We start from the raw sequence: 17,497 nt of genomic DNA, 5'->3' as shown, positions 1-17,497 counted from the left end.
TCCTGTTCGCAGGGGTCGGTGGCAGCAGGGGGTCAGTAGAACTCGACGGTGTCGACCCGGTTGATCAGGTCGTGGCCGTCGAGGAGTCTGGTGGCGTTGGCGGCGAAGAGCTCGGCGATGAGGCGGTCCTCCGCGGCGTCGAGTGCGGCGGTGTGCGGGCTCACCAGGACACGGTTGTGGCCCCACAGAGGGCTGCGAGCCGGCAGAGGTTCGGTCTCGAAGACGTCCAGCGCGGCGAAGCCGACCCGGCCGGAATCGAGCGCGTCGAGCAGGGCGGCCTCGTCGACGACGCTGCCACGTCCGACATTGACCAGCGTGGCTCCGGGCCGAAGAGCGTCGAAGAACCGTTTGCCCACAAGGTGCTCGGTGGCATCGGTGCCGGGCAGGGTGTTCACCACCGCGTCGATCGTGGGCGCCACATCCGTGATGCGGTCGGGATGCACGACGGTCGTGACGCCTGGCACGCCGACGTCTCTTCTGCTCGTGCCGATGACGGTGGCTCCCAGCGCGTGCAGTGCCTCGGCGACCTTACGACCGATCCCACCGAGTCCGAGCAGCAGAACGGTCTGCCGGTGCACCTGTCCCATGGTCCAGCGACCGCTCCATGTGTGGTCGCGCTGCTGGCGGTTGAGGCGGGGCAGGTCCTTGGCTCCCGCGAGCACACCGAAGACGGCGAACTCGGCGAGCGGCCGTCCGTGCACTCCGGCCGACGTGGTGAAGTGCACCCGTCGGAGTTCCGCATCGGTCAGCCCGGCCGCCTTGACCTGTCCGCCTCCGCCGGCCGCCATCGTATGCACCCAGCGCAGCCGTGGGTTGGCACGAACGGCACGGGCCAGTGCGCCCGGGTCCACGTCGGGGATCCCGTACAGGACGTCGGCGGAGTCGATGACGGCCTCGTATGACCGCTGCTGGTCCTCGGTCCGCCGCCAGTCCGGATCGCCGGCGAAGTCCGCAGGCCAGCGCATCGGTGGCAGGAGGTCCCGGTCGACGACGAGGTCGACCCGCGGTTCCAGTTCCTGGACGCGTGCGCGGTTCTCATCGGACAGCGGTGCGGCGACCGCGACCCGGAGCCGGTCCGGTCGGTCGGCCCGTCCGCTCATCGGGCAGCCGCATTCCGCAGGGCCTCGACCTCGGCGTCCAGCGCGGCCTCGCGGGCGACGATCTCCTCGACGCCCCTCAGCGCCTCTTCCGCGCGGTGCGGCGGGATGACGATGACACCGTCCCCGTCGGCGGCGACGATGTCGCCCGGATTCACGACGACGCCGCCGATCGCGACCGATTCACCGATGACGCCGGGACCGTTCTTGAAGGGGCCGGCCGGCGTGAGACCGCGGGCGAAGACCGGGACGCCGAGCTTCTCGATGATCGCCGCGTCTCGTACGTAGCCGTCGACGACCGCGCCGACGGCGCCGAACACCGCGAAACGCTGGGCCAGGTTGTCACCGATGATCGCGCGGCCGTCGTAGCCGAACGCGTTGATGACGAGGATGTCACCCGGGCGGATGTGGTCGAGGGCCTCGATCACGGCTTTGTTGTCGCCCGCGACGGTGAGCACCGGAAGGGCTGTGCCGACGGCCGTGGCGCCGTTCCAGACCGGCGCGATGCCGCCGTCGACGATGTTGAGGCGGTCGAGGGCGTCTCCGAGGTTGGCCACCGAGTGGGCACGGAAGCGATCGAGCACGTGTCCGTCGACGCGCTCCCATGCGGTGCTCGTACGCACGTTCTCCTGGGTCATCGCAGGTTCCTTCGGGTGTGTGGGCGTGGGGAGATCAGGGGCACCTCCACCGCAAAATGCGAAAGTTTTCGCGTTTTGATGTGAGCCAGTCTGCATCCATCGACCGCACAGCACAAGGGGTGCCGAACTGGCCGAATCAGGCCGCGCCAACCCCGCCAGGGCCGTGGAATCGGGGGTCACCTGGGCGCCGGAGCAGCAGGAGCGAAGGTGGAAGCGGGGTGAAACCGCGAGTTAATACAGAGTCAACACCACATCCTTGACCACCCCAGAATGCGAACCTATTCTCATTCGCGATTCAAGTCGCATCTTGGCTCTGGTGCCGTCCACCTGTCCTCCAGCCGGCCTCCCCCTCATGACCCACATCGTCGGGTGCATCTCGGCGCAGCAGCGATCGCTGTCAGCAGCTTCGCTCGGCGCACGACCCTCAGGACACCGTCCCCGGAGTCCGCGACACTGAAAGTGAACGCGTATGGCAACGTCAGATCAGCTCGGCATCCCATCGGACCGTCACGAGGGTGCGGCACACGAGCCCGGTGCGGCAGCCTTCGACACCGCCTCCGCCGACCACAAGGTCGTCCGCAAGGCCACCTTCGCGGGCTCCGTGGGCTCCTTCGTCGAGTGGTACGACTACGGCATCTACGGACTGCTCGTCACCTACCTCGCGATCAACATCATGGGCGAGGCGGACGCCGGAAACCTCTTCCTCACCAACGTCGGCTTCCTGATCAGCTTCATCGCTCGCCCGTTCGGCAGTGTGATCTGCGGCTACCTCGGGGACAGGATCGGCCGCAAGGGGCTCCTCGCCACTCTCCTGGTGCTGATCTCCGCCGCCACCGCGGCCATCGGCCTCATCCCCTCGCACGCGGCGATCGGTGTCGGTGCGCCGGTCCTGCTCGTGCTCCTGAGGGTGCTGCAGGGCTTCTCCGCCGGCGGCGAGGTGGCCGGCGCCATGTCCTTCGTCGGTGAGTACGCGCCCAACGCGCGCCGCAACTTCATGATGAGCTTCATCGCCGTCGGCTCGTTCGTGGCCCTGATGTTCGGCAGCGCCTTCTCCGCGATCCTGATCACCACACTCGGCGACGACGCGATGACCTCCTGGGCCTGGCGGGTCCCGTTCCTGCTCGCCGTACCGCTCGGCTACATCGGCTTCTACATCCGCCGCCGTCTGGAGGAGACCCCGCACTTCGCGGCGCTGCGCGAACAGAACACCGTCGCACGCAACCCCCTCAAGGACACCTTCACCAACCCGCGCCACCTCAAGGCGATCGCGCTCACGATCTTCCTGCCCGCACTCAACGGACCGGGCTACTACCTGCTGTTCGCCTACATGCCGACCTACCTGAAGACCTCGCTCGGCGCGCACAACTTCTCGATGCTGCGGGCACTCATGGTCACCGCGTTCAGCCTGGTCGCCATCGTCATCTGCATCCCGGTCATGGCCCGTCTCTCGGACCGGCACGGCCGCAAGCCCGTACTGGCGGGCTCCGCGATCGCCATGGCGCTCGTCTCGTACCCGATGTTCAAGCTCATCACCACCGGGCAGTTCGGGCTCGCCTGCATCGGCACCGTCGTCCTGGCGATCGCCTTCTCCGGGCACGCGGCCGTGGTGCACACCATGCTGGCCGAGATGTTCCCGACCAGCGTGCGCTACTCCGCCTACAGCATCGGCTTCAGCATCTCGACGGTCATCTTCGGCGGCAGCGCCCCGCTGATCATGACTTCTCTGATCAAGTCGACCGGCTCCAACCTGATCCCGGCCTTCGCCGCCATCCTCACCGCGCTGATTACCCTGACCACCGTCGCCTTCCTGCGCGAGACCAAGGGCAGGCCCCTTGAGGCCCGCTGAGCCGCCCATCCCCACAACAGGAGCAACTCTCATGGGTATCAACTCCGTAGCAGTCGTCGCAGACCTCGGCGAGAGCTTCGGCAACTACACCATCGGCGACGACGGCGCCCTGCTCGGCCTTGTCACCTCGTCGAACATCGCCTGCGGCTTCCACGCCGGCGACCCGCGCATCATGGACCGGACCGTCAAGGACTGCGTCGAGCGCGGCATCGAACTGGGCGCCCACCCCGGCTACCCCGACCTGGTCGGCTTCGGCCGCCGGCTCATCGAGGCGACCGAGGAGGAGATCCGTACCGACGTCCTCTACCAGCTCGGCGCCCTGGACGCGTTCGCCCGGGTGCACGGCGGCACCATCAGCCATGTCGCCCCGCACGGCCGGATGGGCTCGATCGCCCAGACCGACGCCAGGCACGCCCGGGCCATCACCGACGCGATCGCCGCGTACAACAAGGACTACGTCGTCATCTGTCAGCGCGGCCTGCTCGCCGAGGAGTCCCGCAAGCGCGGCCTGGAGGTCGGCTACGTCTTCCTCGCGGACCGGGGTTACGGCGACGACGGCATGCCCGTCTCCCGCTCGCGCCCGGACGGGCTGATCCACGACCCCGAGCTGATCGGCGAGCGGTCCGCGCAGGTCGTACGGGAGGGCACGGTCCGCTCGGTGGACGGCAACGTGGTCCCGCTCGGCCACGACGCCGACGTCCTGCTGCTGCACGGCGACCATCCGTCCGTCCTGGCCAACGGCACCGCGCTGCGCGCCGCGCTCGCCGCCGAGGGCATCCGGGTCGCCGGTCTGCGCGAGGTCCTGGCAGAAAAGGCAGAAAAGGCGGAGAAGACGGAGAAGGCGGAGGCCGCGCTCGCCGGCTGAGGCGGAGCGCATGAGCCGATGACCACAGCACAGTACGGCGCCATCACCGTCGAGCCCTTCGGGGACTCGGCGGCGATGGTGACCATCCCCCACACCGACCAAGCTGTCCGCAGGGCGGGGATCGTCGCGTTCCGCGACCGCTTCCTGGCCCATCGCCCGGACGGGGTGCTCGATGTCGTCTCCGGCCTCGAATCCCTGCTCATCGAGTACGACCCCCTGGTCACGGCGCTGGAACACGTGGAGTACGCGGCCCGACTGGTGGCGCGGTGGGCACCCCCGCCCGTGGACGACCCGGCCGCCCCCGCACGACGGGTCCGGACGTTCGCCGTCCCCGTGGTCTTCGACGACGAGCACGGCCCCGATCTGGCGTCCGTCGCCGAGGAGTTGTGCCTGTCCCCCGCCGAGGTGGTCGAGGCGATCGCCGGATCCACCTTCACCATCAGCCTGCTCGGTGCCGCGATGGCGCCGATGATGGACGGTCTGCGGGTGCCGAGACCCGTACGCCGTCGGGCCGAGCCGCGCACCGACGTCGCACCCGGCGCCGTCATGATCGCCGGCACCAACGCGATCATCCAGCCGTTCCCCGGTCCGACCGGCTGGCGCGTGGTGGGCCGCACGCCGCGCACCATCGTCGACATCTCCCGCCCGGAACCCGTCTCGTTCGGCACGGGCGACGTCGTGCGTTTCGTCCCGGTCACCCGGGCGGAGGCCGAGGCACTGGGCTCCGGACTGCTGATGCCGGTCACGGAGGTGGCCGTATGAGGACGGTGGCACTCGACTTCACCCGCACCGGCTGGCTCACCACCTTCCAGGACCTTGGCCGCAGCGGTACGGAACAACGCGGTGTGCCGACCGGAGGAGCCGCCGACCAGCACTCGGCCGTGGTGGCGAACCTGCTCGTCGGCAACCGCCGTGACGCGACCCTGATCGAGAGCCTGGGCGGCGAGCTGGCGTTCGTACCCGATGCCGACGTCCTGATCGCCGTCACCGGCACCCCTGCCGAGGTCACCGTCGCCGGCTCGCCCTCCGACAGCTGGTCGCCGCTGGTGGTGCCCGCGGGCCACGAGGTGCGGGTCCGCGGGGACATGAGCCGGGGCACCCGCACCTATCTGGCCGTGAACGGGACGGCCGACGCCGAGACCCTGCTGGGCAGTGCGGCCCCGGACCCCCGTATGGGGTTCGGTCAGGCACTCGTACGGGGATCGCGGATCCTGGTGCGGACGGAGTTCCGCGGTTTCGCCCGACGCCTGTTCGAGGCGCCCCTGTTCAGGCTGCCGGTTCCCGTCCCACGTTTCGACCACGGCGCCTGGGTTGTCGATGTCGTCGCCACTCACGGCATGCGGTCGATCGCCGGCATCCGCGAACTGATCGAGGAGTCGGTCTACGTGGTCACCCCCCGCTCCGACCACGTCGGGCTGCGACTCGCCGGGCCGGTCCGGCACCCGGAGACCGACACGGAAATCGTGTCGCACGGCGTGCCCGTCGGGGCGCTGCAGATCCCGCACGCGGACGAGTTGATCGTCCTCGGCCGCTACCGGAGCCTGACCGCGGGCTATCCCATCGTGGGCGTTGCCTCCCGGGCGTCGCTGCCTCTGCTGGGTCAGGCCGGGCCGGGACGCGAGCTGCGTTTCCGGTGGGTCGACCGCGAGACCTCGGTACGGCGCCAAGCCCGCGTCGAGACCGGGCTCCGCACGTTGGGGCGGGCGACAGCGGAGGCGTTCGGCGCAGTCGGCTTCACGGCGCCCTTGCTTCACACGAACTGAGAAATTATTCTCAGTTGTGACTGGCTTTTCAGATCCTCCGAGAACCGAGGATCACCGACGGAGTAGGAGGAACGGGTGATGACAACGCCCGGCGCGGTCGCGCTCATCACGGGAGCCGGCAGTGGAATGGGCCTGGAGATCGCGCGGCTCCTGGCCCGGGACGGCGCCCGCGTCGTGCTGCTCGGCCGCCGCCAGGAAGCGCTCGACTCCGTCGCCGACAAGATCCGCGCCGAGGGCGGGACCGCTCTCGCGCTCGCCGCGGACATCACCGGCGCGGACGACGTCCGGCGCGCCCTCGACCGCACGCGGGCCGAACTCGGCCCGGTCGACATCCTCGTGAACAACGCGGGCAGCGCCTCCTCGGTACTCAACCCGCAGTGGCTCCCGCACGAGGAGTGGCGCCAGGTCCTCGAAGTGAACCTCACCGCGGTCTTCCAGCTCACCCAGGCCGTCCTGCCCGACATGCTCGACCGCGGCACCGGGACGATCGTCACGGTCTCCTCTCTCGCCGCGGTCAACCCCAACCTGCTCGGCGGCGCCGCCTACGGCGCCGCCAAGGCCGGCGTCCGCAACTTCATGACCTTCCTGCACAACACCTTCCGCAACCAGGGTCTGCGCGCGATCACCGTGCTGCCCGGCGAGACGGACACCCCCATCCTCGACAACCGTGCCCGGCCCCCGGCCCCCGAGGAGCGTACGAACATGGTGCAGCCCGAGGACGTGGCCGAGGCCGTCCGGCTGGCCGTCGCCCTGCCCCAGCGGGTCGTGCTCCAGGAGATCGTCGTCGCCCCCACCCGGCAGCGCGACGTCTCCGCCGACCTGGAGACCAGCCGCTGGGCAGGCGCACCCGCCGAGCGCACACCGCAGGCCTGACCGACCCGCCGACAGGAGAAGCGCATGCCGCTCACCATCACCGCCCAGCCGCCGCTGTACGGCACCGCCAACGCCGTCGCCCGGATCGCCGCCGCCTCGCGCCGCGCCCAGCAGCCGCAGTCCCGTGGCGACCTCGTCTCCCTCGCCATGGGCGAACCCGACTTCGACACCCCGGAGAAGGTCACCGAGGCCGCCGCCGCCTCACTGCGCTCCGGACGCACCCACTACTCCCCGCTGCTCGGCGAGGCGTCCCTGCGGGAAGCGCTCGCGGCCAGGCTTTCGGCCATCGCCGGGGCGCCTGCCTCCGCCGCCGACGTTCTGATCACCCAGGGCGGCACCGCCGGGCTCTCGGCCTCGATCCTCGGCATCGTCAACCCCGGCGACAAGGTCGTCGTCCCCGACCCGACCTACTCCCTCTACGGCGACCTGGTCGCCATGGCAGGCGGCACCGTCGTGCCCGTACCGCTCGCGCCGGATCTGCACTGGGACCTCGACCGGCTCGCCGACGCCCTCACGGACGCCAAGCTCTTCGTCTTCTGCAACCCCGTCAACCCGACGGGCATCGTGCACAGTCGCGAGGAACTCGAAGCCCTCGCCGACCTGCTCGACGGCACGCCCACCCTGGTGATCTCCGACGAGGCGTACTCCGACCTCGACTACACCGGCCGCCCCTTCACCTCCGCGATCTGCGTCGAGGGCCTGCGCGAACGCACGGTCTACTGCCAGACCTTCTCCAAGAGCTACGCCATGACCGGCTGGCGCGTCGGCTACCTCTGGGGACCCGCGCCGGTCATCCAGGCCGCGGCGCGAGTCCACAACACCTTCAACGGCTCGGTGAACACCGTGGTCCAGGACGCCGCGCTCGCCGCGGTGGAGCACTGCGCCGAGGACGTCGCCCGGATGCGCGCCGCGTACGAGGAGCGCCGGGACATCATGCGCGACGCGCTGGCCGCCGTCCCCGGCCTCACCCTGAGCGCTCCGGAAGGCGCCTTCTACCAATTCCCCCGCTACGACCTCGACCTGCCGTCGGTGGAAGTCGTGGCGGCCTTGCGCTCGCACGGCGTCGCGGTGCGGCCCGGCAGCGAGTTCGGGGCCTGTGGGGAGAATCATCTACGCCTGTCGTACGCTGCCAGCCCGCGGTCCATCACCGAGGGGGTCCGCCGACTGGCGGACGGTCTCGCGGCACTGCGATGAGCTCTGTCCCGTACGCACCGAGGAGTCGCCCCATGCGCAGCGACACCGAGCGCAATCGCCGGCAGCTCATCAAGGCCGCCGCGCTGCTGTTCGAGAACTCGCCGACGCCGGTCAGCCTCGCCGAGATCGCCAAGCAGGCCGAGGTGTCCACCGCGACGGCCTACCGTCACTTCTCCTCCGTCGAGGAGATCCTGCACGCCTTCCGCGCCCAAGTCGGCTCCGATCTACGCGACTTCAGCGCCCAGCAGAGCAGCCGGGGGATGGCCAGACTCGAAGCGGTGTCGCGCCACTGGGTGTCCCTCGTCCTCGAACACGGCGGTGCGATGGCCCAGATGCGCTCGCACCGCGGTTACCTGGAGCGGCTGCGCGAAGGCACCGGCTATCTCACCCCGCAGGCCGAGGCACTGGCCGAGCCGCTGCGGCAGACCACCGAGGACCTCGGGCTCGGCGATCTCGGCGACGAAGCCCTCTACGTGTGGAACGTCCTGTTCGACCCTCGGGACATCCTCGACCTCATCAAGAGCGGACGCACCGAGGACGAGGCCGCCGCCCGTCTCGTATCCGCTCTGCGGGGCGCCTTGATCGGCTGGTCCGCGGCGGAGGCACGCAAGGAATAGCGGAATGACAGAGGACCGCGAGGGCTTCCGCCGAGCTGCCCGGAATCCCGTCAGGCAGCTTGACCGGTGGGCAGGACGGTGATGTGCGAGAGGTTCACCCGCGCGGGGAGGCCGGCGAGGAATCCGACGGTCTCGGCGATGTCCTTGGGCTCAAGACACGGCACCACGGCCTTGAAGCCCTCCGGGAAGGCCGGACCCCCGCTGTCGGCGACGTGGTCCTTCAGCTCGGTGTCGACGAGACCCGGCTCGATCACCGAGACCCGGACCCGCTGAGCACCGAGCTCGGCCCGGAGATTGTGGGAGAGGTGGGTGACGTACGCCTTGGTCCCGGCGTACACGGAGAAGGCCGGGAGCACCGAGGACGCGGCGACCGACGAGGTGTTGACGAGGTCGGCGACTCCGCGTTCCGCGGCGGCGCGCACGAGCTGGGGGGTGAACGCGGCGATGACGTTCGTCAGCCCGGTGACATTGAGGGCGATCTCACTGCGCCACGAACCTTCCGCGAGGGCCTCGGCGGGGGTGAAGAGCATGACGCCCGCGTTGTTGAAGAGCAGGTCGGCACCGCCCAGCTCGGCAGCGACCTGGTCTGCGGCCGACTGCACGGCCGCGGCATCGGTCACGTCGACGGCCAGAGCCAGGGCCTGGCCACCGTTCTTCTCGATCCTGGCGACCAGGTCGCCCAGGCGCTCTGCGCGCCGGGCCAGGACGACGACCTCGGCACCCAGTTCCGCCAGGTGCTCGGCCGACGCCGCGCCCATACCGCTGGAGGCTCCGGTGACGACCGCGACGCGGCCGGCCAGGGGACGGGGGGACATCTGCGTGGTCATGATGAACACCTTCCGGAAAGTACGAGGGACGGCGACTGCTGTCATGGATGGAGGAGGTGCGGACGTCACCGCACCTCCTCCATCCATGACAGCAGTCGCGCGCACCACATCGAGCGCCCGGACCGGCCCTGCCAGGACAGGCCCTCACGAGGCAGGTACTGGCCGGGCCACCCATGACACGGCAGGAGGAGTTCGGTCCCGCGACACTGGAGTCATGGACCGAAGCAGTGAGATCGCCGCGTTCCTGCGCTCCCGACGCGCCGGGCTGACCCCGGACCGGGCCGGGCTTCCCGCCGACGGGCGCACCCGCCGGGTGCCCGGTCTACGTCGCGACGAGGTGGCCCGGCTGGCCGGCGTCAGCACTGAGTACTACACCCGCCTCGAACAGGGCCGCGTCGGTTCCCCTTCGCCCGGAGTCGTCGAAGCCCTGGCACGCGCCCTCCAGCTCGACCCGTCCGAGCACGAGCACCTCACCAATCTGCTGGCGCGTCCTACGGCCGCACGCCGGGGCCCGGCCCCGCAGCAGCGGGTCAGGCCCGGCCTGTATCTGCAGCTGCAGACCCTCGACCATGTGCCCGCGTTCGTCCTGGGCCGCCGCGCCGATGTCCTCGCCTCCAACCGCCTCGCCCGCGAGATCCTCACCGACTTCGACGCTCTGCCGGCCCCGCGCCGCAACCTGGCCCGTTACTACCTGCTCGACCCCGAGGCCCGCGAACGGGTCGTCGACTGGGAGCAGGTCGCCGCAGAGACCGTCGCCACCCTTCGGCTCGAAGCCGGCCGCCACCCCCACGACCGGCGGCTCGCCGACCTCGTCGGCGAACTCATTCTCACATCACCCGAGTTCTCCACTTGGTGGAACGACCACCGGGTGCTGGGCCGCACCCACGGCTCCAAGTCCTACCGCCACCCCCTGGTGGGTGAACTCCAGTTCTCGTACGAGTCCTTCCGGCCTCTCGGCGACCCCGACCAGACCCTGTGCGTCTACAACGCCGAACCGGACTCCCCCACCGCCCACGCCCTCCGGCTCCTGAGCGCCTGAGCATCTGTCACCGGACTGCCCGGCTGACCGGCTGCGGTCGGGTCGGGCGCCGTACTTCGGTCAGCCGTAGCGTCGCAGCAGTCCGTCCACGTACGCCTCCAGTCGTTCTGCCAGCACCTCGGACGTCAGATCGTCCCGTCCCAGATCACGCCAGGGTCCGGCCAGTTTCGCCGCGTCGGGGCTGTAATGCAGGGCGTCGAGCAGCCGCCAGTACAGGTGGTCGGGGTCGTCGGCGAGGTCCCGGCCGCCGTGTGCCTCGTACCGCTCGCGGAAGTCCAGCCCGTGCGCCGGCCCGTGCAGCAGCGCGAGCGCGGTCGAGCAGTGCGCGACGTCCAGGTCGGCAGGTCCCCACGAGGTCTCGACCCAGTCCACGACACCGGTGATCCGCAGCTCGGGTCCGGTTCCCGTGAAGAGCACGTTCCCGGGGTGGAAGTCACGGTGCAGAAAGCAGCCGTCGTACGGCGGCGGGTCGCGACGGATCACGTCCACGGCCCGTTCCCACAGGGGGCCGTCGGGGGTACGGACGCGCTCCGCGGACGTCCACGCCTGGTAGGTGCGCGGTCTTGCGGCCGGTACGACGCCGTGGACGCGGACGAGCTGGGAAGCGAGCAGGTCGAGGCGCCGGTCGAGGTCGTCCTCGTCCACCCGGACGCGGCCGGGCAGCGCGGACATCAACAGGGTGGGGTGGTCGCAGTGTTCGGCGCCGGCGTCCACGGCGACGATACCGGGCGCGGGGATGCCTTCCTCGCCCGCGAGCAGGGTCAGGACGGATGCCTCGCGGGTCAGCAGCCCGGGTCCGTGGTGGCGGAAGAACGGCTTCACGAAGGTGCGTTGCACCAGGTCCGTGCCGTCGTCGAGGGTGAGCCGGCGCATCTGGGAGCTCCAGCCGCCGGACAGGAGGCGGGAGTCGGTGACCGAGCGGCCGTGGCCGAGCTGTTCGGCCACCCACGCGCGCGTCGCCGTCCAGCCGTGATCAGGGAGGCCGGTGAGCAGCGCCGCCACGAACCTTCGCCGGTCCTCGCCGTGATCGCGGAACCACATGCCCAGCCGGTGCCGGGCGTCCGGAAGGTCGAACCGGGTGTACTGGGCGCGCGTGGTCAGCGCGTCCTGTACGGCCTCGGTCACGGCGGGCGGGATCACCGTGTCCGTGCCCGGCACGGCGAGCACCGCGCGGCTCTCGTACGCCCTCAGCACCTCGAGCGCGGGTGCGTCACGCCAGCTGTCCGGCTGCCGGATGATCCCGCTGAACCGGCCGTTCCCGTCCCCGAAGGGCACGTCCCACGCTTCGGCGGTGTACACGGCGGGTGCGCACAGCCCCAGGGCGGCCACCCGATCGCCGTAGTGCCGGGCGAGATCGGCCACCGTCTGCCCGCTCATGCTGAATCCCACCAGGACCAGCGGACCGTCCGCCCCCGCGTACGCGTCGATCACCGCCACGGCCTGCTCGAACCGTCGCCGCAGGCTCAACTCGTCCAGTCTGCCGGTGCTTTCGCCGTGCCCGGAGAAGTCGAAGGCGATCCCGCGACAGCCGTGGGCCACGAACTCCCGCACCAGCGGCAGCAGTCGCTCCGTGCTGCTGGTGCCCGCGCCATGCAGCACCACGGCGGTGATCCCGCCCGGATCACCGCCGTACACACCACTGAGTCGTTCGCCGTCGTGGCCGTGCGCGAAGTCGAGGAGCATGCGGCCCATTCACTCACGCCGTGGCGGCCGGCCCACGCGCAGCGCGGTCTGTGCCGGTCCCGGGGTCGGCGGGCCGGCGTGGAAATGGTGAGGACGTCCGGTATCCGGACCTGTCAGTGTGTGCCGTTAGAGTCATCGACAGCAGAACTCACAACCGAATCACAGCAATGGGTGGGGACTCATGAAGCTGAAGTACACCGCTGCCTGGGTGGGGTTCACGGCGGCGGCGACGGTCGCGGTGTCCGCGTGCGGCTCCGGCGGGGTGAAGACGGCCACCTCGGCCGTGGACAGCGCGGACAAGATCATGGCGGTGCTCTCGCACGCGACCGACCGGACCGACAGGCTCGGCTCGGCCGAGGTCAGGATGAGCACCGACATGGGCACGGGCACGCCGGTCACCCTGGACGGCACCTACTCCTGGGGAGACGGCCTGGCGATGGATGTCCTGATGGACACCAAGGCCGCGAACATGCAGGCGCTCCAGCACAAGGCGACGATCCGGACGCTGTTCGTGAAGGGTGCCTACTACTACAACGTCGACCCCCAGCCCTCCGGCCCCCTCAAGGGCAAGCAGTGGATGAAGGTCGACGCGTCGGCGCTCTTCGGCGACAAGGGCGCCCAGGACTTCGACGGGAACGCCGGAGGCAACCCGGCGGCGACGCTTCAGGCCCTCAAGTACGCCAAGGACGTGAAGGACCTCGGCAAGGAGACCGTCGACGGGCAGAGCACGACCCACTACCGGGCCGTCGTCCATCAGGCGGAACTGGGGAAGTACAAGGACGCCTTCAGCAGCGACGGCATGAAGACGCTGACCGGCGGCGCCGATTCGGTGACGATGGACGTGTGGATCGGTGCCAAGGACCTCCCGGTCCGGCTGCAGGACGACTTCGGCAAGGCGACCGTGACCATGGACTTCGAGAAGTTCGGCGCCACCGCCCCGGTGAAGGCGCCGCCGGCCGCCCAGACCGCCGACCTCACCCAGAGGATCAAGGACGCCCGCAGCCGGCAGGGCTGACCGCAGGCACACCGGTGCCCCGCCGCTCCGCGGGGAGGCGGGGCACCGGACGTCCGCACCGGAACGGGGATCGTGGACCGTTCCACCGAGGCTGATGCAGGAGCAGAGGGAGGCCGCACGTGAGTACCGCCGACGCGGCTTCGCCGGGCAGCCTCGCGGACTGGATCGACGCGTTGTTCCGCATCGTACGGCGGGACAACCCGACGAAACGGCACCTCGAAGCGCTCGCCCAGTACTTCGACGTCCCCGTCGCCTACTTCTTCGACGACGACCAGGGTGCCGCCATCGCCAGGGAGCTGGAGCTGCCGGGGGCCCTGCGGGACGCCGGGGTGCGGAGTGTGGCGCTGCGGGCGGTGAACCTCTCGCCCGAGGGCGTGAACACGATCAGCGACACGATCGACGTCCTGGCCCGGCGGGAGGGCGCGGGCGGCGCCCGCGGCGACGGCGGACCGCCCGGTGAGACGGTGGCGGCGCGGTGGTCACGGCCGGCAGTGCCGCCGTGGACATGGTCCTTGTTGGGATGTGCAACGGAGCTTCTCTTGTGCTGAAGTCCGGCAGGCGGGACCGGATACAGTGCGCGAGACGGCAGCCAGGTCAGGGAGGGACAGCGTGACGGACACCAGCAGTACCCGGCCCGCCGAGGGCGAGGCGCAGGCGCCGCGGCGGAGCCGACTGGCCCGCCTGATGCGCTACCTCCCGCTGATCGCCCCCGTCCTGCTGTGGGCCGTGCCCTGCGGGGTGCTCCTGTACACCGGCCAGCACTGGCCGCTGCCCGTCACGGCGGCCGGCACCGCCCTGTTCGTCCTCGGTCTCGCCGGTATGCCGCTCGCGATGGTGCGCGGTCACGGCCGGCGTCAGCAGGACCGGGCGGCGATCGCCGGTGACACCCTGCTGGGCGCGAGCTGGGTGCTGTTCACCTGGTCCGTGCTGCTCGGCGTCCTCCTGCGGCTCGCCCTGACCATGGCCGGCGTCGGCGGGAGCCAGGACCGTGCCCGCATCGTCACCTGGGCCGTCCTCGGCGCCACCGCAGTCCTGCTCGCCTGGGGATACGCCGAGGCCCGCCGGGTGCCGCGCGTACGCCGGCTCGACGTGGAACTCCCGCGTCTGGGTGCCGGGTTGGACGGCCTTCGGGTCGCCCTGATCACCGACACCCACTACGGCCCGCTCGATCGCGCCCGCTGGTCGGCACGCGTGTGCGAGACGGTGAACACCCTGGAGGCGGATGTGGTCTGCCACACCGGCGACATCGCGGACGGCACGGCCGAACGCCGCCGCGCCCAGGCCGCCCCGCTCGGTACCGTGCGGGCCACCCGGGCCCGGGTCTACGTCACCGGCAACCACGAGTACTACAGCGAGGCCCAGGGCTGGGTCGACCTGATGGACGAACTGGGCTGGGAGCCGCTGCGCAACCGCCATCTGCTGCTCGAACGCGGCGGCGACACCCTCGTGGTCGCCGGCGTGGACGACGTCACCGCCGAGTCCTCCGGCCTGGCCGGGCACCGCGCCCACCTCGCCGGAGCCCTGGACGGCGCCGACCCCGACCTGCCCGTCCTGCTCCTGGCACACCAGCCCAAGTTCGTCGACCGGGCGGCAGCCGCCGGCATCGACCTCCAGCTCTCCGGCCACACCCACGGCGGCCAGATCTGGCCCTTCCACCACCTGGTCCGCATCGACCAGCCCGTCGTGGCCGGCCTCAGCCGGCACGGCACCCGCACCCTCCTCTACACCAGCCGCGGCACCGGCTTCTGGGGCCCGCCGTTCCGCGTCTTCGCCCCCAGCGAGATCACCCTGCTCGTACTCCGCGCCCCGCACGCACGGGGAGAGTAGACGGACCGGGGTGCGGCTAGGAGCCCCCGCCCGCAGGAGAGACGAGGCCCGTCTCGTACGCGAGGACGACGGCCTGGACGCGGTCGCGCAGGTTCAGCTTGGACAGGATGCGGCCGATGTGGGTCTTGACCGTGGTCGGGCTGAGCAGCAGGCGGTCGGCGAGTTCGGCGTTGCTCAGTCCCGTCGCGAGCAGCCGGAGCACCTCCAGTTCGCGCGGGGTGAGGCTGGACAGGTCGCGGTGGAGGCCGGCCGGCCGGTCCTCCTCGCGCTGGGCGAAGCGTTCGATCAGCCGGCGGGTGATCACGGGGGCGAGCAGGGCGTCGCCGGACTGCACCAGGCGTACGGCGGCGACGAGATGCTCGGGGCTGACGTCCTTGAGCAGGAAGCCGCTGGCCCCGGCGGTGAGCGCGGCGTAGACGTAGTGGTCGAGGTCGTAGGTGGTCAGGATGATGACCCGGATGCCGGGCGGCCCGTCGTCGGCGAGGATCCGCCTGGTCGCCTCGATGCCGTCCATCCGCGGCATCCGGATGTCCATGAGCACGACGTCGGGCCGGGTGCGCCGGACCGCGGCGAGCGCCTCGGCCCCGTCGGCCGCCTCGGCCGTCACCTCGATGCCGTCCGCGGCCAGGATCATTCCGAAACCGGTGCGGACGAGGGCCTGGTCGTCGGCGATGACGGCGCGCAGCGCCGGCCGGTTCACTCCGTCCGCCACGGGACTCGGGCCGTGATCCGGTAGCCGCCGGCGAGGGTCGGACCGGCCGTGAGGTCACCGCCGTAGACCGCGAGCCGTTCGCGCAGCCCGATCAGCCCGCGCCCGTTGCCGTCCGCGCGAGGGGCGCCCCGGACGGCTCCGGTGTCGGTGACCTCGATCTCCAGCAGGTCACCGGTGTGCCTGACGGTGACGCGGGCCTCGGCGCCGGGCGCGTGCTTGATGGTGTTGGTGAGTGCCTCCTGTACGACGCGGTAGGCCGCGAGGTCCACTCCGGGCGGCAGCGGGTCGGGTGGCAGTGACGTCGTGACGTCGACCGGTGTCCCGGCGGCCCGTACCCGCTCGATGAGGTCGTCGAGCTGGCCGAGGCCGGGCTGTGGTTCAAGGCCGTCGGCCGGGCCGTCGGCGGGGCGGCCGGGGTGACGGCCGGTGTCCGGGGCGGCCAACAGGCCCATCACATGCCGTAGTTCGGCCATCGCGGCCCGCCCGCCCGCCTCGACCGCGAGCAGGGCCGTCTTCGACCGCTCCGGTGCCGCGTCCATCACCTTGCGTGCCGCGCCCGCCTGGATGACCATCACGCTCACATTGTGGGTCACGACGTCGTGCAGTTCGGCGGCGATCCTGGCCCGTTCCTCCTCGACGGCCCGGCGCATGCTCTCCTCCTGGGCCTGCTGCAGGCGCGTGTACCGGTCGCGGCTGGCCGCCAGCCGCCGCTGCCAGACGCGGACGGTGCTGGCCAGCACCCCGGCGACCAGCAGTACGACCGCCGGGCTCGACCAGCCGGGCAGCACCGGATCCGTGTCCCGGAACGCGAGGCCGGCCAGCACGGCGGCGACGACCAGCCCGGCCGTCGCCTGCGCCCGGTGACGGCTGTACATGACGGCGCTGTAGGCACCGATGACACAGGTCAGCACGTTGATCCAGGAGGCGCCGTCGACCATGGCCAGCGTCGCGCCCATCACCACCGCGAAGGTGGTCAGGGGATACCGGCGCCGGACCGCCAGCGGCAGCGCGGACAGCACGACGAGCGGCGCGGGCGGGGCGGCGGGCCTGTCCTCCGTGACCCGCGGATCCGGGACCGGGACCGGGGGCGTCGTCGGACGCGGGACCGGCACCGTCCGCTCGGCCTGCCGGGACTCGGCCTTCGAGCTGAACCGGACCGGCCCGTCGCCGGGATAGCGGAACGCCACCACCAGCGCGACGGCGGTCAGCAGGACCGCCAGCACCACGTCGGCGCGTACCGCCCGCCGCGATCGCGGGGCGTCCCGCGCCTCCGACCGCAGCGCGTCGCGCAGTCGCCGATGCCAGCCTCGCCGGTCCTCCGTCTCCACCGGCTCATTGTGCGGTGCCCGACCGGTCTTCGCGTCCCCCTGAGCGGTCAACGCACCGTCTCTCAGGAGTACTTCGCAGGGAGGAGGCCGCGGGCCGCTCCTTCGCGGGGAGGCCCGGATGTCGGTGCCGCGGCGGACGCGCCCCACCGGGCCACGGCCCTACCGTCGCTGGG

Annotated in this window: 17 protein-coding genes; 11 read left to right on the top strand and 6 right to left on the bottom strand. The window is 71.1% G+C overall.

The annotated features are described in order from the left end of the window. Positions 1-32: 32 nt before the first annotated feature. The gene (locus tag ACGFZS_RS16575) at positions 33-1,100 is read right to left on the bottom strand and encodes a D-2-hydroxyacid dehydrogenase (RefSeq protein WP_393795651.1); all 1,068 of its coding nucleotides are present in this window, start codon (positions 1,098-1,100) and stop codon (positions 33-35) included. Further along, positions 1,097-1,735 (bottom strand): RraA family protein, encoded by a 639-nt coding sequence (locus ACGFZS_RS16570; protein ID WP_393795650.1) that lies wholly within the window; start codon positions 1,733-1,735, stop codon positions 1,097-1,099. The genes ACGFZS_RS16575 and ACGFZS_RS16570 overlap by 4 nt, the downstream gene beginning before the upstream one ends. A 469-nt stretch (positions 1,736-2,204) precedes the next feature. Here ACGFZS_RS16570 and ACGFZS_RS16565 point away from each other — a divergent pair, with 469 nt between their 5' ends. The 7 genes from ACGFZS_RS16565 to ACGFZS_RS16535 all read left to right on the top strand — a co-directional run bounded on the left by ACGFZS_RS16565 (position 2,205) and on the right by ACGFZS_RS16535 (position 8,893). Beyond that, the gene (locus ACGFZS_RS16565; protein WP_393795649.1) at positions 2,205-3,581 is read left to right on the top strand and encodes an MFS transporter; all 1,377 of its coding nucleotides are present in this window, start codon (positions 2,205-2,207) and stop codon (positions 3,579-3,581) included. A gap of 31 nt (positions 3,582-3,612) precedes the next feature. Then, positions 3,613-4,446 carry a LamB/YcsF family protein gene (locus tag ACGFZS_RS16560; RefSeq protein ID WP_393795648.1) on the top strand — a complete coding sequence of 278 codons (834 nt, stop codon included), beginning with the start codon at positions 3,613-3,615 and terminating at the stop codon, positions 4,444-4,446. A gap of 18 nt (positions 4,447-4,464) precedes the next feature. Continuing rightward, on the top strand, positions 4,465-5,208 hold the full coding sequence (locus ACGFZS_RS16555; protein WP_393795647.1) for an allophanate hydrolase subunit 1: 744 nt from the start codon (positions 4,465-4,467) through the stop codon (positions 5,206-5,208). Further along, positions 5,205-6,209, top strand: coding sequence for a biotin-dependent carboxyltransferase family protein (locus ACGFZS_RS16550; protein WP_393795646.1), 1,005 nt, complete (start codon positions 5,205-5,207; stop codon positions 6,207-6,209). The genes ACGFZS_RS16555 and ACGFZS_RS16550 overlap by 4 nt, the downstream gene beginning before the upstream one ends. A gap of 78 nt (positions 6,210-6,287) precedes the next feature. After that, positions 6,288-7,082: an SDR family oxidoreductase gene (locus ACGFZS_RS16545; RefSeq protein ID WP_393795645.1), complete on the top strand. Its 795-nt coding sequence runs from the start codon at positions 6,288-6,290 to the stop codon at positions 7,080-7,082. 24 nt (positions 7,083-7,106) lie between these two features. Beyond that, positions 7,107-8,276 (top strand): pyridoxal phosphate-dependent aminotransferase, encoded by a 1,170-nt coding sequence (locus ACGFZS_RS16540; protein WP_393795644.1) that lies wholly within the window; start codon positions 7,107-7,109, stop codon positions 8,274-8,276. Between the two features lie 32 nt (positions 8,277-8,308). Continuing rightward, entirely contained in the window at positions 8,309-8,893 is a 585-nt protein-coding gene (locus ACGFZS_RS16535; RefSeq protein WP_393795643.1) for a TetR/AcrR family transcriptional regulator, read from the top strand. A 50-nt stretch (positions 8,894-8,943) separates the two neighbouring features. Here ACGFZS_RS16535 and ACGFZS_RS16530 read toward each other — a convergent pair whose 3' ends face one another. After that, positions 8,944-9,720 carry an SDR family oxidoreductase gene (locus tag ACGFZS_RS16530; RefSeq protein ID WP_393795642.1) on the bottom strand — a complete coding sequence of 259 codons (777 nt, stop codon included), beginning with the start codon at positions 9,718-9,720 and terminating at the stop codon, positions 8,944-8,946. 214 nt (positions 9,721-9,934) lie between these two features. On the opposite strand from ACGFZS_RS16530, the gene ACGFZS_RS16525 reads away from it, so the two are divergent. After that, complete coding sequence (locus ACGFZS_RS16525; protein WP_393795641.1) at positions 9,935-10,759, top strand: helix-turn-helix transcriptional regulator; 825 nt, start codon at positions 9,935-9,937, stop codon at positions 10,757-10,759. Positions 10,760-10,819: 60 nt separating this feature from the next. Here the strand turns inward: ACGFZS_RS16525 and ACGFZS_RS16520 are convergent, their stop codons facing one another. After that, positions 10,820-12,442, bottom strand: a complete 1,623-nt coding sequence (locus ACGFZS_RS16520) for an alpha/beta fold hydrolase (protein ID WP_393795640.1) — start codon at positions 12,440-12,442, stop codon at positions 10,820-10,822. Between the two features lie 181 nt (positions 12,443-12,623). On the opposite strand from ACGFZS_RS16520, the gene ACGFZS_RS16515 reads away from it, so the two are divergent. The 3 genes from ACGFZS_RS16515 (at position 12,624) to ACGFZS_RS16505 (ending at position 15,284) form a co-directional block, all read left to right on the top strand. Next, positions 12,624-13,457, top strand: coding sequence for a hypothetical protein (locus ACGFZS_RS16515; protein WP_393795639.1), 834 nt, complete (start codon positions 12,624-12,626; stop codon positions 13,455-13,457). Between the two features lie 119 nt (positions 13,458-13,576). Next, the gene (locus ACGFZS_RS16510; protein WP_393795638.1) at positions 13,577-14,005 is read left to right on the top strand and encodes an XRE family transcriptional regulator; all 429 of its coding nucleotides are present in this window, start codon (positions 13,577-13,579) and stop codon (positions 14,003-14,005) included. Positions 14,006-14,066: 61 nt separating this feature from the next. Next, on the top strand, positions 14,067-15,284 hold the full coding sequence (locus tag ACGFZS_RS16505; RefSeq protein WP_393795637.1) for a metallophosphoesterase: 1,218 nt from the start codon (positions 14,067-14,069) through the stop codon (positions 15,282-15,284). Positions 15,285-15,300: 16 nt separating this feature from the next. On the opposite strand, the gene ACGFZS_RS16500 is transcribed toward ACGFZS_RS16505, so the two are convergent. Next, entirely contained in the window at positions 15,301-15,996 is a 696-nt protein-coding gene (locus ACGFZS_RS16500; RefSeq protein ID WP_393795636.1) for a response regulator, read from the bottom strand. Beyond that, the gene (locus tag ACGFZS_RS16495) at positions 15,981-17,324 is read right to left on the bottom strand and encodes a sensor histidine kinase (RefSeq protein ID WP_393795635.1); all 1,344 of its coding nucleotides are present in this window, start codon (positions 17,322-17,324) and stop codon (positions 15,981-15,983) included. Before ACGFZS_RS16495 ends, ACGFZS_RS16500 begins: the two co-directional genes overlap by 16 nt. Positions 17,325-17,497 lie beyond the last annotated feature (173 nt).

The sequence above is a fragment of the Streptomyces sp. NPDC048288 genome, assembly GCF_043201555.1.
Lineage (GTDB): Bacteria > Actinomycetota > Actinomycetes > Streptomycetales > Streptomycetaceae > Streptomyces.
The sequence above is the reverse complement of the archived record's forward strand: the minus strand, read 5'-3'. Positions and strand labels throughout refer to the sequence as shown.

Excerpts from the sequence above, each read along its gene's own strand:
- ACGFZS_RS16575 (WP_393795651.1), bottom strand. The coding sequence starts at position 1,100 with ATGAGCGGACGGGCCGACCGACCGGACCGGCTCCGGGTCGCGGTCGCC.
- ACGFZS_RS16570 (WP_393795650.1), bottom strand. The coding sequence starts at position 1,735 with ATGACCCAGGAGAACGTGCGTACGAGCACCGCATGGGAGCGCGTCGAC.
- ACGFZS_RS16565 (WP_393795649.1), top strand. The coding sequence starts at position 2,205 with ATGGCAACGTCAGATCAGCTCGGCATCCCATCGGACCGTCACGAGGGT.
- ACGFZS_RS16560 (WP_393795648.1), top strand. The coding sequence starts at position 3,613 with ATGGGTATCAACTCCGTAGCAGTCGTCGCAGACCTCGGCGAGAGCTTC.
- ACGFZS_RS16555 (WP_393795647.1), top strand. The coding sequence starts at position 4,465 with ATGACCACAGCACAGTACGGCGCCATCACCGTCGAGCCCTTCGGGGAC.
- ACGFZS_RS16550 (WP_393795646.1), top strand. The coding sequence starts at position 5,205 with ATGAGGACGGTGGCACTCGACTTCACCCGCACCGGCTGGCTCACCACC.
- ACGFZS_RS16545 (WP_393795645.1), top strand. The coding sequence starts at position 6,288 with ATGACAACGCCCGGCGCGGTCGCGCTCATCACGGGAGCCGGCAGTGGA.
- ACGFZS_RS16540 (WP_393795644.1), top strand. The coding sequence starts at position 7,107 with ATGCCGCTCACCATCACCGCCCAGCCGCCGCTGTACGGCACCGCCAAC.
- ACGFZS_RS16535 (WP_393795643.1), top strand. The coding sequence starts at position 8,309 with ATGCGCAGCGACACCGAGCGCAATCGCCGGCAGCTCATCAAGGCCGCC.
- ACGFZS_RS16530 (WP_393795642.1), bottom strand. The coding sequence starts at position 9,720 with ATGACCACGCAGATGTCCCCCCGTCCCCTGGCCGGCCGCGTCGCGGTC.
- ACGFZS_RS16525 (WP_393795641.1), top strand. The coding sequence starts at position 9,935 with ATGGACCGAAGCAGTGAGATCGCCGCGTTCCTGCGCTCCCGACGCGCC.
- ACGFZS_RS16520 (WP_393795640.1), bottom strand. The coding sequence starts at position 12,442 with ATGCTCCTCGACTTCGCGCACGGCCACGACGGCGAACGACTCAGTGGT.
- ACGFZS_RS16515 (WP_393795639.1), top strand. The coding sequence starts at position 12,624 with ATGAAGCTGAAGTACACCGCTGCCTGGGTGGGGTTCACGGCGGCGGCG.